The organism is Aquabacterium sp., assembly GCF_048860245.1.
In the GTDB taxonomy this organism is placed as follows: Bacteria; Pseudomonadota; Gammaproteobacteria; order Burkholderiales; family Burkholderiaceae_C; genus Aquabacterium.
Genome location: NZ_JBLIZW010000078.1, coordinates 1 through 16666, shown reverse-complemented (window position 1 = coordinate 16666; position 16666 = coordinate 1). Strand labels below are relative to the sequence as shown.

13 protein-coding genes are annotated in these 16666 nt (G+C 60.8%); 4 read left to right on the top strand and 9 right to left on the bottom strand.

Annotated features, from left to right (window positions below; all coding sequences use genetic code 11):
- Positions 1-47: 47 nt before the first annotated feature.
- Complete coding sequence (locus ACMV18_RS09270) at positions 48-1169, bottom strand: beta-ketoacyl-ACP synthase III (RefSeq protein ID WP_420817604.1); 1122 nt, start codon at positions 1167-1169, stop codon at positions 48-50.
- Between the two features lie 195 nt (positions 1170-1364).
- Here ACMV18_RS09270 and ACMV18_RS09265 point away from each other — a divergent pair, with 195 nt between their 5' ends.
- Positions 1365-4826, top strand: a complete 3462-nt coding sequence (locus tag ACMV18_RS09265) for a response regulator (RefSeq protein WP_420817603.1) — start codon at positions 1365-1367, stop codon at positions 4824-4826.
- A 3-nt stretch (positions 4827-4829) separates the two neighbouring features.
- Here ACMV18_RS09265 and ACMV18_RS09260 read toward each other — a convergent pair whose 3' ends face one another.
- The 5 genes from ACMV18_RS09260 to adh all read right to left on the bottom strand — a co-directional run bounded on the left by ACMV18_RS09260 (position 4830) and on the right by adh (position 8973).
- Positions 4830-5438: a pseudouridine synthase gene (locus ACMV18_RS09260; protein ID WP_420817602.1), complete on the bottom strand. Its 609-nt coding sequence runs from the start codon at positions 5436-5438 to the stop codon at positions 4830-4832.
- Between the two features lie 122 nt (positions 5439-5560).
- Positions 5561-6565: a bile acid:sodium symporter family protein gene (locus ACMV18_RS09255; protein WP_420817601.1), complete on the bottom strand. Its 1005-nt coding sequence runs from the start codon at positions 6563-6565 to the stop codon at positions 5561-5563.
- Entirely contained in the window at positions 6565-6930 is a 366-nt protein-coding gene (locus ACMV18_RS09250; RefSeq protein WP_420817600.1) for an ArsC family reductase, read from the bottom strand. Before ACMV18_RS09250 ends, ACMV18_RS09255 begins: the two co-directional genes overlap by 1 nt.
- A 71-nt stretch (positions 6931-7001) precedes the next feature.
- Positions 7002-7364, bottom strand: coding sequence for a DUF779 domain-containing protein (locus ACMV18_RS09245; protein ID WP_374258680.1), 363 nt, complete (start codon positions 7362-7364; stop codon positions 7002-7004).
- An 88-nt stretch (positions 7365-7452) separates the two neighbouring features.
- Positions 7453-8973 carry an aldehyde dehydrogenase gene (gene adh, locus ACMV18_RS09240; protein WP_420817599.1) on the bottom strand — a complete coding sequence of 507 codons (1521 nt, stop codon included), beginning with the start codon at positions 8971-8973 and terminating at the stop codon, positions 7453-7455.
- 294 nt (positions 8974-9267) lie between these two features.
- On the opposite strand from adh, the gene ACMV18_RS09235 reads away from it, so the two are divergent.
- From ACMV18_RS09235 to gph, 3 genes are all read left to right on the top strand, one after another.
- A complete protein-coding gene (locus ACMV18_RS09235) occupies positions 9268-11259 on the top strand; it encodes a sigma-54-dependent Fis family transcriptional regulator (protein ID WP_420817598.1) in 1992 nt (663 codons plus the stop codon).
- A 91-nt stretch (positions 11260-11350) separates the two neighbouring features.
- Positions 11351-12061 (top strand): bifunctional 2-polyprenyl-6-hydroxyphenol methylase/3-demethylubiquinol 3-O-methyltransferase UbiG, encoded by a 711-nt coding sequence (gene ubiG, locus ACMV18_RS09230; protein ID WP_374258684.1) that lies wholly within the window; start codon positions 11351-11353, stop codon positions 12059-12061.
- 16 nt (positions 12062-12077) lie between these two features.
- Positions 12078-12764, top strand: coding sequence for a phosphoglycolate phosphatase (gene gph / locus ACMV18_RS09225; RefSeq protein ID WP_374258685.1), 687 nt, complete (start codon positions 12078-12080; stop codon positions 12762-12764).
- An 11-nt stretch (positions 12765-12775) separates the two neighbouring features.
- Here the strand turns inward: gph and ACMV18_RS09220 are convergent, their stop codons facing one another.
- From ACMV18_RS09220 to ACMV18_RS09210, 3 genes are read right to left on the bottom strand one after another with little or no spacing between them, the layout of a single operon-like run.
- On the bottom strand, positions 12776-14230 hold the full coding sequence (locus ACMV18_RS09220) for a mannose-1-phosphate guanylyltransferase/mannose-6-phosphate isomerase (protein WP_420817597.1): 1455 nt from the start codon (positions 14228-14230) through the stop codon (positions 12776-12778).
- Positions 14231-14250: 20 nt separating this feature from the next.
- Positions 14251-15279, bottom strand: coding sequence for a UDP-glucose 4-epimerase GalE (galE, locus tag ACMV18_RS09215; RefSeq protein WP_420817596.1), 1029 nt, complete (start codon positions 15277-15279; stop codon positions 14251-14253).
- 14 nt (positions 15280-15293) lie between these two features.
- Positions 15294-16415: a hypothetical protein gene (locus ACMV18_RS09210; protein ID WP_420817595.1), complete on the bottom strand. Its 1122-nt coding sequence runs from the start codon at positions 16413-16415 to the stop codon at positions 15294-15296.
- Positions 16416-16666 lie beyond the last annotated feature (251 nt).

The window sequence follows — 16666 nt, the reverse complement described above, 5'->3', positions numbered from 1 at the left end:
CGCTGGGCTGATCCAGTCGGGCCGTTGGCAGGGGGCGGTCGTGCAGCTTAGCGCTTGCGAACCACCATGCTACCCACCGAGTAACCCGCGCCAAAAGAGCAGATCACGCCGGTATCACCCGACTTCAGGTCGCCACGGTACTTGTGGAAGGCGATGATGGAGCCTGCCGACGAGGTGTTGGCGTACTCGTCCAGAATCAGTGGTGCCACATCCGGTGTGACTTCCGCACCGATCAGCTTCTTGACGATCAACTGGTTCATCGACAAGTTGGCCTGGTGCAGCCAGAAGCGGCGCACATCGGTCGGCTGAATGCTCAGCGCGCCCAGTTGGGTCTCGATGTGGGCGGCGGCCACTGGCACGACTTCCTTGAACACCTTGCGGCCTTCTTGACGGAAAGTCTTGTCACGTGCCTTGGGGTCGCTGTCTTCGCTGCGGTTCAGGTAGCCGAAGTTGTTGCGGATGTTGTTCGAGAACTGGGTGGCCAGATGCGAACCCACGATGTCCCACTGCTCGGCAGCGGTCGCGGTGTCCGCACGCTCCACCACGGTGGCGGTGGCCACATCGCCGAAGATGAAGTGACAGTCGCGGTCTTTCCACTCCTGGTGACCCGAAGTGATTTCAGGGTTGATCACCAGCACGCATTTGGCGGCACCCGTCTGCACGGCATTGACAGCCTGCGCCAGACCAAAGGTGGCAGCCGAGCACGCCACGTTCATGTCGAACGCGTAGCCGCCGGCACCCAGTGCGTGTTGAATTTCGATGGCGATGGCCGGATAAGCACGCTGCAGGTTGGAACAGGCGCAAATGACGCCATCCACATCGGCACCGGTCTTGCCAGCGGCTTCCAGGGCTTTCTTGGCCGCTTCGACACCGATTTCGGCCAGCATGGACAACTGGTCGTCGCTGCGTTCCTGGAAGCGCGGATACATGCGCTTGGGATCCAGGATGCCGGACTTTTCCATCACATAGCGTTGCTTGATGCCGGACGCCTTTTCGATGAACTCCACGCTGGAATGCGACAGAGGCTGCAGGGTGCCCGCTTCAATGTCAGCGGCGTGCTCGGCGTTGTAGCCATCAACATAGGCGTTGAAAGCCTCGACGAGCTCGGCATTGGTGATGGTGTAAGGCGGCTGGTACAGACCAGTTCCGCTGATGACGACTGCGCTCATGGCACCCCAATGGATTGGACCAAAACCCGGGATTTTGCCACCATTCACCTACTTGAGGGTGGCATGCGCGCATGAAGCGTTGAATGCGTCACCATCTCCCCCTGGAAAAGTTGAGTGCACTTGTGGGCCAAATCGAGCCACAATTTGGTGCACCAGCACGCGTCATCCTCGTGCAAAAAGACAAGGGAGAAACGGGTGACTCAGGACACTTTGGAAGCCCAGTCCACACCACATCAGCCATCGCGCGGGTGGTTGCTCATGCTGGCTGCGCTCTGGCTGATCGCAGTGATCGCGGGCGGAAGCTGGTTTCATTACGACCGTGTTCAAAACTATCGGCAAACCTCGCTGAACCGCGTCAGCCAACGCCTGAGCTTGCTGCAGGACAACCTGCGAACCCAGTTCCAGACCATCACCGCGCTGGGGCAGGTTCTGGCGCAACAGTACAACTTTCAGGCATTCCTGGATCAGCCACCCGTTCCCATCCATGAACGGTTGACACCCGCTCAGAGGCTGCAGTTAAGACAACAACTGGCCAGCACACCCGGTACTCAGCAGTTCAGTCAGACGCTGCAGCAAATCGTCAAAGACTTCAATCTGCGACAGGCTTTCGTGCTGGACGCCTTTGGCAACACGGTGGCAGACAGTGACATCGACACCAACATCTCACTGCTGGGCCTCAACCTGCACGATCGCCCCTATTACCTCAGCGCCATGGATGACGGGCGAGGCTTCCAGTTCATCATTGGCCGCCAAAGCGGGCAGCCGGGCTTCAATTTTTCTGCGCGGATCAGCCAAGGGCCCAAAGCACTGGGCGTGCTGGTCTTGAAGACCACACCCAGTACCCTGGAGCGCCTGATACGGGACTCCATGGATCGCACCATCCTGATCGTTGACAACAACGGTGTGGTCATCACCAGCAACCGATCCGAGCTGACCTTGCAGCAATTGCCCGGCAACATCAACCTGGTGAACAACAAGGAGGCGGTCCAGGCGACTTACAAGACCATCCCACCGGTGCTGCCATGGCAAACGCAGTGGATCAAGATCGGGAACGACCAACACGCGGCGTTTGTGATTGGCGGAGAAACCTATCTGGCCCAATCGGCCCCGCTGCCCACCTACCCCTACTCATTGTGGGTGATCAGCACCTTGCGCGACGAGCCCAAACTGGTGGCCAACATTTGGGCCAGTGCGGGGGGAGCCTGGATCCTGGGGTGGGCGTTGCTGTGGATCTTCTGGCGTCGCCGCGACAAGCAACACGCCATTGATCTGGCCAGGCAAGAAACATTGGCGATGACACGGGCGCTGCCCCTGACCTTGTTCAGGTATCGCGTCACGCCGGACGGCAATGGCCGCTTCACCTACATTGGCCCCGGTGCAGAAGCCATTTTTGGGCAAAGCGCTGAGCAGCTACAGCTGCGGCCCACCAGTGTCTGGCAACGCATTTCGCCGCAGCGATTGACGCCCCCCACGCAACCAACCACCTACACCATTGACACGCCAGAGCGTCAACGCTGGATCAGTGTGAACAGTGCCGCCGCGCACGAATCCGATGGCAGCGTGGTGTACGACGGGTACTGGCTGGACGTCACCACACAGCGACAGGCCGAGTTGCGCTTTGAAGTGGCCTTTGAGCACGCCCAGACTGCATTCTTCTTCTTTCACCGCGAAAACGGCATTCTGCGCGCCAACCCCGCAGCGCTCAAAATGTTTGCCGCGCTGGATTTCGCGCAACTGGAGGGGCTGCGCCCCTGGCTTCCTCCTCTGTCATTGCCGACGCAGCCAGACGGGCGAAACAGTCTGGTCGCGGCACAGATGCTGCTGGACGCGCACCGCCAGGGCATGGCCCAGATCAGCTTCGAATGGCAGTTGTGCCGTCTGTCCGGTGAAGCCTTCGATGCCGACGTCAAGATGCTGTGGCTGGGCCACGAAGACCCGAACCTGTACTTTGCTGTACTGGATGACGTCAGCGCCCGCAAGGCCACCGAGCAGGCCTTGAAGAGCGCCAGCACCGCAGCCCAGGAAACCTCCCGCGCCAAGTCAGCCTTCCTGGCCAACATGAGCCACGAAATCCGTACGCCCATGAATGCCATCATCGGGATGACGCACCTGGCCTTACAAGACCCATCGCCAGACCGGGTCAAAGGCTTCGTTGGCAAGGCCCATCAAGCGGCCAACAGCCTGCTGCAAATCCTCAACAACGTGCTGGATCTGTCCAAGATCGAAGCCGGACACCTGGAACTGGAATGCATTGAATTCGACCTCCAGCAGGTCCTGGACCAACTCTCGGATGTCTTGGGTTTGGCCGCCGAGGAAAAGGGGCTGGAGCTGCTGTTCACGGCGCCACCCGACTTGCCCGCCCGTTTGCTGGGGGATCCAACCCGCCTGCGCCAGGTTTTGGTGAACCTGGGGGCCAATGCCATCAAATTCACAGACCAAGGCAGCGTCACCATTGGACTGGAAGTGCAATCGGCTCGCAGCAACGAAGTGATGCTGCACGGCTGGGTGCAGGACGAGGGCATAGGCATGGACGCCGAGCAGCTTCAACGCATGTTCGAGCCCTTTACCCAAGCCGATGCGTCCAACACCCGCAAATACGGTGGCACAGGATTGGGGCTGGCCATCACCCGCCAGCTGGTCGAAGCCATGGGCGGCCGGATTTGGGTCAACAGCATCCCGGGCAGCGGCTCGACCTTCCACTTCACGATTGGGCTGAAGCTGCCCGCGCACCCCACCCCCATGGTCGCGCAGCGGGAGGCCTGGCTGGGCAAACGTGCGCTGCTGGTGGACGACAACTCGGATGCCCGCCTGGTGCAAAGCAACATGCTGCGCGGCTTGGGCTTGACGGTCGACACGGCCGCCAGCGGGGACGAAGCGCTGCGCATCGTTCAAGCCAGCAGTCGCCCATACGACTGGATCCTGATGGACTGGAAGATGCCCGGCATGGATGGCCTGACCTGCATCCGGCTGATCCATCAGCTCATGCAACAACGTTTCCCCAGCGCCAGCCCGTGCATCTTGTTGGTCACTGCCTTCAAACGTGACGATGCGTTGGCTCAGGCCAAGGACACGCCGATCGCAGGTGTGCTGACCAAGCCCATCACGCCCTCCACACTGTTCGAGAGCATGTGCAAGGCCGTTCAGTCGCCACGCATGGCGACGACTTCGCCCATGCCCTCCCCCGCCACCCAGATAGAGGAGCCGCCCCAGCCCATGGCTTCGCGCAGCACGCCACCTCCGGCACGTGCACACCTGCTGGCGGCCCTGTCCATTTTGTTGGTCGAAGATCAGCCGCTCAATCAAGAGTTGGCCCGCGAACTCCTGGAGCGCGAAGGCGCGACCGTCACCATCGCCTCAGATGGCATCGAGGCCCTGGACACACTGTCGCAAGCCACCAGCTTTGACTGCATCCTCATGGACTGTCAAATGCCCCGCATGGATGGCTACACCGCCACGACACGCATTCGAAATGACGAGAAGTGGCGCCACATCCCCATCATCGCCATGACGGCCAGCGCCTTGGTGTCGGACCGGGAGCGTGCACTGGACGCTGGCATGAATGACCACATCACCAAACCGCTGGACGTCCAGCAGATGTATCAGGTCATTCTGCGATGGGTGAATGTCTCACGCCAACAGGCGGACAAGCAACCGTGAGGATCAGAAGGGGGCCGCGCTGTGCCAGCACATGCGCGCCCCGCTCAGCGGATGCGTCAAAGCCAGCTGGGCTGCGTGCAGGAGCAGTCGCGGCGCCCCAGACTGACTCTCTGCATGACCATAGAAAGGGTCGCCCACGATCGGGCACCCCAGCGCCAGCATGTGGACACGCAACTGATGCGAGCGCCCCGTGACCGGTTCCAGCGACACCCAGGTCTGGCCCTTTTCGTTGTCACGACGAAGCACCCAGTAACGCGTCTGTGACGGCTTGCCCGTTTCTGCACACACCTTTTGCAGCGGGCGATTGGGCCAGTCCGTGATCAGGGGCAGATCCACCATGCCTTCGTCGTCGGGCAGCACGCCACTCAACACCGCCTCGTAGCGTTTGTCGACCAGGCGGTCTTGAAACTGCTTGCTCAACTGACGGTGAACAGACTCGCCCCGGGCGAGCACCATCAACCCCGATGTCGCCATGTCCAGGCGATGCACGATCAATGCATCCGGCACATGTTGCTGCACGCGCGCAATCAGGCAATCCTGCCGGTCATCCCCCCTGCCCGGCACAGACAGCAAGCCCTCGGGCTTGCACACCACCACGAGCGACTCGTCCATGTATAGCGGTGCAAAGCCCTCATCTGGCGGCGCAACGTAGTCGATCCTCGGCATGGATGAAGGCGGCCCGCTGTGATGCCTGGACCGGGCGCCTGCTGCCGTGGTCATACGCTCTGGCACCATCACACCACCTGACGGGCGCTGCGCGCGGCATACCGCCTGGCCAAGACCGCGCAGACAAACAACTGCAACTGGTGGTAGAGCATGATGGGCAGAATCAGCACCCCCATGGCCGAGATGCCACCAAACAGCAACTTGGCCATCGGCATCCCCGATGCCAAGGTCTTTTTCGAGCCGCAGAACACCGCCACGATCTCGTCTTCCTGATCAAACTTCAGTCGGCGAGACACGGCCCGCGTGAACCACAGCATGGGGAACAGAAAGATCACGGCACCCACCATGGCTTCGACCAGCAAGGGCCAGCCATGACGGCTCCAGAGTCCGTCTGCCACAGAGTCGCTGAACGCAGCCCAGACCAGCATGACGATGATGGCGCGATCAAACACCGAGGTGAAGCGCTTGATGCGGGCAAAAAGCTCGCCCAGGACCGGTCGCAGCAAATGTCCAATCAGGAAGGGCAACAGCAGCATCTTGGCCACCTTGAGCATGGTCTGCGCCACATCGAAGGATTGGCCAGCCCCGCTCATCACCCAGCTCACGAGCAGCGGTGTGATGAACACCCCCAGCAAGGTCGACAGGGTGGCATTGAGCACGGCGGCGGCGACATGCCCCCGCGCCAGCGCCGTCATGGCAACCGACGAGGACACGGTGGAAGGCAGCACCGCCAGGTAGAAGAACCCCATGAGCAAGTCATGGGAAATGTGCCCCCCCACCAGCAGTGCCAGCAGGGCCCACCACAGCGGAAACACCACGTAAGTGCAAAGCTGAACCAGAAGATGCAAACGCCACTTGCTGGCACCGTCTTTCAAACTCGCGGTCGACAGACCCATGCCATGCAGGAAGAACAAGGCAAAGATGCCAAGGTCCGTCACCTTGTCGACATGCAACAGGCCCCCCGTCTTCCCCAGCGCCGGCCAGAACGAAGCCAACATCACGGCACCGATCATGCCCAGCAAGAAACCGTCGATCACACCCGACTGCTGACGGCGTCCACGCACTGACTTCATCACAGCCCCAAGGCTTGCATCAAAGCAGCCACCTTCTTGTCATCGAAGCCCACGCAGACCACCGCGCCATCCAGCTCGATCACCGGACGCTTGATCACACTCGCCTTCTCCAACATCAATGCACGCGCACTGGCTGCATCGACCACAGCGGCCTTGGTCGCATCGTCAAGCTGGCGCCAGGTCGTGCCTTGACGGTTCACCAGCACTTCCCAACCCACAGACTGAATCCACGCATCCAGCCGGTCCTCAGGCACCCCGGCCTTCTTGTAATCATGAAAACGGTACGCAACGCCCTGCTCGTCCAGCCAGGTCCTCGCCTTCTTGACGGTATTGCAGTTTGGGATGCCGTAAACGATCGTGTGCATGTTTCAAAGCTTCAGCGAAAACAACAGGCTGAACTGTCGCACAGTCCTGAAACAAGCACCGGACAGAGGGTTCATGGCACAGGTGTCAAGTCAGCCAACTCGGCGTCGGACATCAACCGGGACTGCGTCACAAAATGACATCCGAGTGCATCCTCCAAAGAAAACGTACCCAGGCTGCCTACGCGAACATCCAGCGTCAATTGCGTCGCGGCCAGGTATTCGGCCTGCGTCGCACTCATGTAAAACGGGACCCCAGCCAACACACCCCACAAGACATCGGATGCTGTGGGCGTCAACTCGCCCGATTTCAAACACATGGGCGTGCTGCCATCACAGCATCCATGCGACAAATAAAACAGCAGCGTGCCGTGCTCGCCTTGGAGTTGTTCGATCACCGATTGCGCTGCCGGTGTCGCCAGTACGCGCTTCGTCATGTTGCGCCCCTTGTCGTTGAACCAAGAGAAAAAGGGCGGTCTCGACCGCCCTGCCTCTAACCAGCGCCCTTGTGGAGCGCTCTTGTCGTCAGAAGAAGCCCAACTTGTCCGGGCTGTAACTCACCAACAGATTCTTGGTCTGCTGGTAGTGATCAAGCATCATCTTGTGGGTCTCACGGCCGATGCCAGATTCCTTGTAACCACCAAAGGTGGCATGCGCGGGGTACGCGTGATAGCAGTTGGTCCACACACGACCGGCCTGAATGCCTCGACCAAAGCGATAGGCGCGGCTGCCGTCTCGTGTCCACACACCAGCACCCAAGCCATACGGTGTGTCGTTGGCAATTGCCAAGGCCTCGGCTTCGTCCTTGAATGTGGTCACGGCCAGCACAGGGCCAAAGATTTCTTCGCGGAAGATGCGCATCTGGTTGTGGCCCTTGAACAGGGTCGGCTGGATGTAATAGCCGCCAGCCAGATCGCCCCCCAGGCTGGCACGATCACCACCGATCAGAACCTGTGCGCCCTCTTCCTTGCCCACGGCCAGGTACGACATGATCTTGTCCATCTGCATGGCCGAGGCCTGTGCGCCCATCATGGTGTCCGTGTCCAGCGGGCTACCTTGCTTGATCGCCGCCACGCGCTTGAGCGCACGCTCCATGAAGCGGTCATAGATCGACTCTTGAATCAGCGCACGCGATGGGCAGGTGCACACCTCGCCTTGGTTGAAAGCAAACAGCACCATGCCTTCGATGGCCTTATCGAGGAAGGCGTCGTCCGCCGACATCACATCCTCAAAGAAGATGTTGGGGCTCTTGCCACCCAACTCCAGCGTGGCGGGAATCAGGTTGCCGGCTGCGGCCTGAGCGATCACACGCCCCGTGGCCGTCGAGCCCGTGAAGGCAATTTTCGCAATGCGCTTGCTGCTGGCCAAGGGCATCCCTGCCTCACGACCCAAGCCGTTCACGATGTTCAACACGCCGGGTGGCAGCAAGTCAGCAATCAATTCCATCAGGATCAGGATGCTCACTGGGGTCGACTCGGCTGGCTTGAGCACGACACAGTTGCCTGCCGCAAGTGCGGGCGCCAGTTTCCAGGCCGCCATCAGGATGGGGAAGTTCCACGGAATGATCTGTCCCACCACCCCCAGAGGCTCATGGAAGTGATACGCGATGGTGTTGCCGTCAATCTCACTGATCGAGCCCTCTTGAGACCGCAAACAGCCAGCAAAGTAACGGAAGTGGTCGACCGCCAGAGGGATGTCTGCGTTCAGCGTTTCACGGATCGGCTTGCCGTTGTCCACTGTCTCGGCGTAGGCCAGCTTCTCGAGGTTTTGCTCCAGACGATCTGCAATCTTCAACAGGATCGCGGCACGTTCGGCCGGCGCCGTGGCCGCCCACTTGTCCTTGGCTGCGTGTGCCGCATCGAGCGCCAGGTTGATGTCTGCCTCGCCAGAGCGCGCGGCTTGGGTATAGACCGTGCCACTGATGGGCGTGATCACGTCGAAATATTCACCGCCCAGGGGCGCAACGAACTTGCCGCCGATGAAGTTGTCATAGCGGGGCTTGAAGGTAACGGGTGCGCCTGCTGCGCCGGGTGCTGCGTAGATCATGAAAGTCTCCTCTTCAGGTCGGGGTACAGATCAATGGGCCGGGTGAACGCGGGCAAATCGCTCATGGCCTTTTGCCCGTCACGCTCTCTTCTGAGTGCAGAGCACGTGCCAGTGCGGGTTCATCCCGAGCCCGCAAGCCGCCCCCTCTGGGCATCGTCTTCACGCCCAAGCTGTCACCCCTGTGTCAGCCGACAGCGGTGATACGGCACACTGTCCCAAAATGACACAGGGTGACTACGGGTGTACCGGCCTGTCCGCAAAGCCATACTGAGCGCAACCCACACCCACGTCACCATGTCACGCGACCTGACACCACCGTCCTCTGACTCGGCACTGCAGCAAGCGCGCCGCTGGTTTCTGGAGTCGGGTGACATCCCTGCGGGGCTGGTCACCGAGGCCCTCCAGCAATCCTGGCTGCGCAGCCGCCATGCTGGCCTCAGCCCGCTGGAGCACCCCGGACATTCGCCAACCTGCGATGACGCCGAGTTGCGGCAAGCGCTGGGGACACAACGCGAGTTCCTGGCCCACGCGCGTCCGGTCATGGACTTTCTGTTTGACCAGGTTCGAGATTGCGGCAACCTGGTCATCCTGTCTGATGCGCGTGGTCTGCTCCTGCACGCCTTGGGCGACAACGATTTCAGCGAGCGAGCCGACCGAGTGTCCCTGCGCCCGGGCGCGCTTTGGCATGAGCACGACCGAGGCACCAACGCCATCGGAACCGCCTTGGCAGAACAACGTGCGGTGGTCATTCACGGCGCCGAGCACTATCTGGCCCGCAACAGCTTTTTGACCTGTGCGGCAGCACCGGTCGTTGCCTCTGACGGACAACTGCGCGGGGTGCTCGACATTTCAGGCGACCACCGCAGTCGGCACCCCCACACCTTCGCCCTCGTTCGATCGGCTGCCCGCATGATTGAAGATCGACTGTTTCACGCCCGACACCTACGCGACCAGATCTTGCGGCTGCACCCGCACCCCGAGGGCTTGGGCGCTGTTGGCGAGGGGCTGGTGGCCCTGTCCGACGATGGCTGGGTGATCGGCGCCAACACACTGGCCCGCAACTGGCTGTCATTGAGCGATGGACGAATCGGCTGCGGCACCCTCGAACAACTTACCGGCCTGCGTCTCGGCCAATTCCCCCCCGGACGCATCATGCGGTGCCGCCTGCCTCATGGCGACGCCATCCACGCCAAGCTCGAACCCCGCCACAAACTGGTGGTGAATCTGAGCGAACCCGCCCTCCGCCTGCACGAGCCCGAGTCCCCCGCGCCATCCGCCAGCCGGCCACCCACAGTCCCCAGCGCTTCTGCATCGGCCTCGGCCAAGACCGATGCCAAAATCCAGGACGCTTTCCGGCGAGCCTGCCGAGTCCAGGCACAAGGCATCGCCTTGCTCATTCAAGGCGAGTCGGGTGCCGGCAAAGAGGTCTTTGCCCGTGCGCTGCATGCAGAAGGCCCGCGCAGCAACCACGCTTTTGTCGCCCTGAATTGCGCGGCGCTGCCCGAAACCCTGATTGAAGCCGAGCTGTTTGGCTACGTCGGCGGCGCATTCACCGGCGCCCGGCGAGAAGGCTCCCCCGGTCGCATCCGAGAAGCTGACGGTGGCACCCTCTTTCTGGACGAGATCGGTGACATGCCCTTGTCGCTTCAAGCCCGGCTGCTACGGGTCTTGCAAGACAAAACCGTGGTGCCGCTCGGCGGTAGCAAATCCTTCCCGGTGGACTTCCAACTGGTTTGCGCCACCCACAGGCACCTCAAGGAAGCCGTCCGTGCAGGGCACTTTCGCGAAGACTTGTACTACCGACTCAACGGCCTCACCGTCACACTACCCGCACTGCGAGAACGCCAAGACTTTGACGAACTGGTGCACACCACCCTGTCGCGCACCATGCACGACATGGGCAACCCCCGCACCGTCACCCTGAATCCAGGACTCATGCAGGCCATGCGCCGGTACACGTGGCCCGGCAACCTGCGACAACTCAATGCACTGCTGCGCACCATGTGCGCGCTGCTGGAGACCGACGAGTCCGCGCTGGACTGGCATCACCTCCCCGAAGACATGGTGTCGGAACTGCAAGAGGCGGTCCGCTCGCCTGAGGTTGCCTCCCCCACGCCTGCGTCTACGGCCGATACCTTCATGGCAGAAGCCAATCTCAAGCGACTGTCCGGACAGGCCATCCGGCATGTGATCGACGCGACCGGCGGCAACATGTCCGAAGCCGCACGGCGACTGGGTATCAGCCGCAACACGCTGTACCGACGCATCAAGCAAGGCCTGGATTGATCCCCGTTCACATGGGGCAAATCAAAAAATCGACGACAAAAATGCCCCGACACCCCGGCAGGCACCGTCGGTTTGGGTAGCATTTCACCCCATGACGAACGTTGACCCCCAAGAACTCGCCAAATTCAGTGACCTCGCCCACAAGTGGTGGGACCCTGAGAGCGAATTCCGCCCCCTGCACGAGATCAACCCCTTGCGCCTGGACTGGATCGACCAGCACGCGGCCATCAAAGGCAAAACCGTGGTCGACGTGGGCTGTGGCGGGGGCATCCTGGCCGAATCCATGGCGCGTCGCGGTGCCAATGTGCTTGGCATCGACCTCGCCGACAAATCCCTCAAAGTGGCGCAACTGCATGCCATGGAAGCAGGTGTGGCCAACCTCGATTACCGTTGCGTAGCCGCCGAAGCACTCGCTGCCGAGCAGCCCGCGCAATACGACGTGGTCACCTGCATGGAAATGCTGGAGCACGTCCCCGACCCGGCCTCGGTGATCCAGGCCTGTGCGGCCATGGCCAAGCCCGGTGGCTGGCTGTTTTTCTCGACCCTGAACCGCAATCCCAAGTCCTTCCTGTTTGCAGTCTTGGGCGCCGAGTACCTGCTCAAGATGCTGCCCAAAGGCACACACGAGTACGCACGCTTCATCCGGCCGGCCGAGTTGGCACGTTGCATCCGCGAAGCCCATCTGGATCTGGTGCAGTTCAAAGGCATGGAATACAACCCCCTGACCCGCCACTACTGGCTGTCGGGTGACACCAGCGTGAACTACATGGTGGCTTGCCGCAAGCCCGTCAGCGCAGTCTGATGAACGGCGACCACCCATGAGCACCCCAGCCATCGCCACCATCGCGTGGCCCGCCCCACCGCAAGCCGTTCTGTTTGATCTGGATGGCACCCTGGCCGATACCGCGGGCGATCTGGTGGGCGCGGCCAATGCCCTGCGGACCTCGCGTGGCCTGACACCACTGCCTTTGGCTCAGTTGAGACCCTACGCCTCAGCGGGGGCACGCGGCCTGATTGGCGCTGCGCTGGACATTCATCCTGGTCACGAAGAGTTCGAGCCGCTCCGCACCTTGTTTCTGGACACGTACGCGCGTTGCCTGGCCGACACCACTTGCTTGTTTGACGGCATGGACACCGTGCTGCGCGAACTCGAACAGCGTGGCATCACATGGGGTGTGGTGACGAACAAACCTCACCGTTTCACAGTACCGGTGATGGAAGGCCTGCAGTTGGTTGATCGGGCCGCTGTCTTGATCAGTGGCGACACCACGGCACACGCCAAGCCTCACCCCCTGCCCTTGCTCACGGCCTGCGAACTCATTGGCGCCACGCCATCACGTGTTTTGTATGTGGGGGACGACCTGCGAGACATTCAGGCCGCTCAAGCCGCAGGCATGCCCAGCGCCGCCGCGCAATGGGGCTACATCGGCCACAGCGGCGACATCAGCAGTTGGGGCGCTGACGTCATCGCCGTCCACCCCATGGATCTGCTTCAGTGCCTCTGAGGTTCGGCCACTCAGGCTGAACGGCCGTAGTTGTCCTGGTAACGCACGATGTCGTCTTCACCCAGGTAGCTGCCCGACTGCACTTCGATGATTTCCAGAGGAATCGTGCCCGGGTTCACCAGACGGTGCACCGTGCCAAGCGGGATATAGGTCGACTGATTCTCGGACAGCATCAGCACCTTGTCGCCCACTGTCACCTCAGCCGTGCCACTCACCACGATCCAGTGTTCGGCGCGATGGTGGTGCATCTGCAGGCTCAAAGAGGCCTTGGGCTTGACCATGATGCGCTTGACCTGGAACCGCGGACCATGGTCGATGGAGTCGTACCACCCCCAAGGACGGTGCACGCGGCGATGCAAGGTTCCCTCGGTCCGCGACTGCCCTTCCAGCTTGGCCACGATCTTTTTGACATCCTGGCTGCGTGAGCGGTCGGCCACCAACACGGCATCAGGCGTCTCCACCACCACCACGTTGTCCACGCCTACCGCGGCAACCAGGCGACTGGTGGAGTGCAACAGCGTGTTGGTGCTGTCCTGGAACAAAGCATCACCCTGAGCGGCATTGCCCTGCGCATCGTGAGCGCTGACCTGCCACACCGCATCCCAAGCCCCCAGATCGGACCAGCCCGCATCCAGCGGCACCATCGTGACCTTGAAACCCGCCTCAGGATGCGCGGGACACTGCTCCATCACCGCGTAGTCAACCGACTCCGAGGGCACGGCCTTGAACTCGTCCTTGCCGGGACGCACAAACTGAGCATCCGTGGTGCGGACCGCAAACGAGGCCTGAGTGGCTTCAGCAATGTCCGGACGGAAATGCGCGAGGGCAGCCAGCCAGCGGGACGCCTTCATCACAAACATGCCGCTGTTCCAGAAGTAGCCGCCATCGGCCACATACGCCTTGGCGGTTTCCAGGTCGGGTTTTTCCACGAAGGCCATCACGGCGCGTACGCCTTGCGCATCCCCTGCTGTGGAGCGGATGTAGCCAAAACCCGTTTCAGGACGGTCCGGGGTGATGCCCAGGATCACGATGTCGCCTTCTGCCGCTGCACGGACCGCCTTTTGTACGGCCTCGGTGTAAGCGTGCTCGTTCGTCACGGTCTGATCCGCGGGCGTGACCACCAGGATGGGATCCTCACCGCCTGCCACCGCTTGCAAGGCCGCCAGCGTGACCGCAGGGGCCGTGTTGCGCCCGGCGGGCTCCAGCAGCAGCGACGAAGGATCGCCCTTCACTTCTCGCAACTGGTCGAGCACCAGAAAACGGTGCTCTTCGTTGCCCACCACACAAGGCTGGCTCACTTCAATGTCAGACGCCGCCAAGCCCTGCAAGCGCAAGTGCGCCTGTTGAAAGAGGCTCTGATTACCCGACAGCACCAGGAACTGCTTGGGATACAGCGCACGAGACAGCGGCCACAGGCGCGTGCCGGAACCGCCAGCCATGATCACGGGAAGAACGGAGTAAGTCATTTTGAAACCCTGATTTTTTGTCACGCGGCAAAGCCACTCGGATTCATGGACTGCCAACGCCACGAATCCACACACATTTCATCGAGACCACGGGTTGCGCGCCACCCCATGGTTGCATGGGCGTGCGCGGGATCGGCATAGCAAGCATCAATGTCACCGGGGCGACGCGGCGCAAACACCACGGGAATGTCTCGCCCAGATGCCTTGCCATACGCCTTGGCCAATTCGAGCACGCTATAGCCTTGGCCCGTACCGAGGTTGACGGTCAGGGATTGCTGCTGCCCCAGCAGGTAGCGCAGGGCGGCCACATGGCCTTCGGCCAGATCGCAGACATGGATGTAGTCACGCACACCCGTGCCATCAGGCGTCTCGTAATCGTTGCCAAACACATTCAAGTGCTCGCGCTTGCCCACCGCCACCTGTGCCACATACGGCATCAGGTTGTTGGGCACCCCGCACGGATCTTCACCGATCAAACCGCTGGGGTGTGCGCCAACCGGATTGAAGTAACGCAGGATGGCCAGTTGCCAGGCCGCATTGCAGCGCTCGATTTCGCGCAGCATCTCCTCACCCATGAGCTTGGTCTGCCCATACGGGTTGGTGACGCGCAAGGCCGCCGACTCGGTGATGGGGAGCGCATCCGGCTTGCCATACACGGTGGCCGACGAACTGAACACCATGCGCCGCACATCATGGCGTTCCATGGCCTGACACACCGACACCAAGCCACCCAGGTTGTTATCAAAGTACAGCAGCGGCTTCTCGACCGATTCGCCCACGGCTTTCAATGCCGCGAAGTGAACCACCGCCTGAATGCCCCCGTACGCTTGCCCGGCAGCAAAGGCCCGATCCAGCGCGCCTGCATCGCGAACATCGCCTTCCACGAAAACAGGATCACGTCCGCTGATCGTCTTCAACCGGTCCAGTACGCGCGGCGAACTGTTGACAAAGCTGTCAATGCCAACCACATCAAACCCGGCGTCCTGCAACGCCAGCCAAGTGTGCGAACCGATGTAGCCGGTCGCGCCGGTCAACAAGATGCAAGGCACCTGCTACTCCAAACTTAATCAATCGACAGCGAAGCCCGACATGCCAACGTGTTGCCGCTGTAGCCCAGCGAGAACCGTGACTTGGTTCGGTCATACCGCAATGCATCGCACCCAAGACCAAGTGCGCGCAAGGGTTGGTACGCCACGCCCAGCGAGTACCCCTTGTAGCGCCCATTTTCCGATGTGGACGTGACCACGGAGGAACTCCCCAAGCCCGAATCCTCTTGGTAGCGCGCGTAAGTCACAACAGCATTCACCGCAACTTTTGCCGTTGCTTGCCAGCGCGCAGATCCGGTCAGCGTGTTATTCAAACGGTTACTGGTGGAATACACCGAGTCCGCATTGATGTTTTTCCCCAATGTCTGCCCGCCTTCATTGCTGGTGTCTCTGACCCATGAGGCTGCATAGGACATTTTCCCACCCGGCGTATAAGCCCAGGACGCAGATCCGGTGACCCCTTTAAAGTCACGACGACTGTCGGCTGGATGCCGTTCGTTGGTCATTGCCAGTGAACCGTAAAGACGACTAAAGCCCGTCACAACCCAAGAACTGTTGAGCGCCACACTGGTACGCTGCACATCTTCACCAATGCTGCTCACACCCACCAACACCCGATTGGGAATAGACGTATCCGTTTTGCTGACCGATACGCCGAAATTGAGCAAATCGGTGGGCGAATACCGCAAGCCAAGCAAAGTGGTATCGGATTGCTTGTTCTCTGCGTCGGCAATCGAGTACGCCACCTCAGAGTGGCCGAGCGAAGCATTGACAGACAGCTTACCAAAAAGCCCATACCGAGCATCAAGTTGATACTGCCGGTTCGTTTGAACATTCCGCAGCGCTCGATTGGTCAAATTTTCAAAATTAGGCAAGAAGCGAGAAGCCGCCCCTCCGACGCTCACACTGAACTTATCGGCCACCTCGGAGTTGATATCGGCACTGACCGAATAGCCGTCATTGTTGTACTGACTGTTCTCCCGGTAGTGGTTTTTAGAGGCTGCCGCCGACAAGCGATAGTTTTGACGACCGTACGCTTTGTCAAGCCCTGCCGTGAGCGTGGTCGTAGACAGATAGTCCGTGCGCCGATTGGTGTCGTCTCTCAACAGATTGGTATCTCTGGTCAGCGTCTGACTCATGCTGAGAAAAAGCGGCGAATCCTCCGCGCAGACAACGCTCATATTCAATGTACAGAACACGGCGCACCATATGCTGCGAACTTGGGCTCGACCGCCTCTCACGTCAATCTTGGCCACCCGAGTTCGACACCAAAATGCCGATTTCGCGTTTTTGGTGAAGCCGCTTCCATGTGAATCAACGACTTATGCACATTTTTGCGGAAGTTTTGTAGTGGCAACTGCATGAATGCTTTGTAGTGGCGCAATTGGGG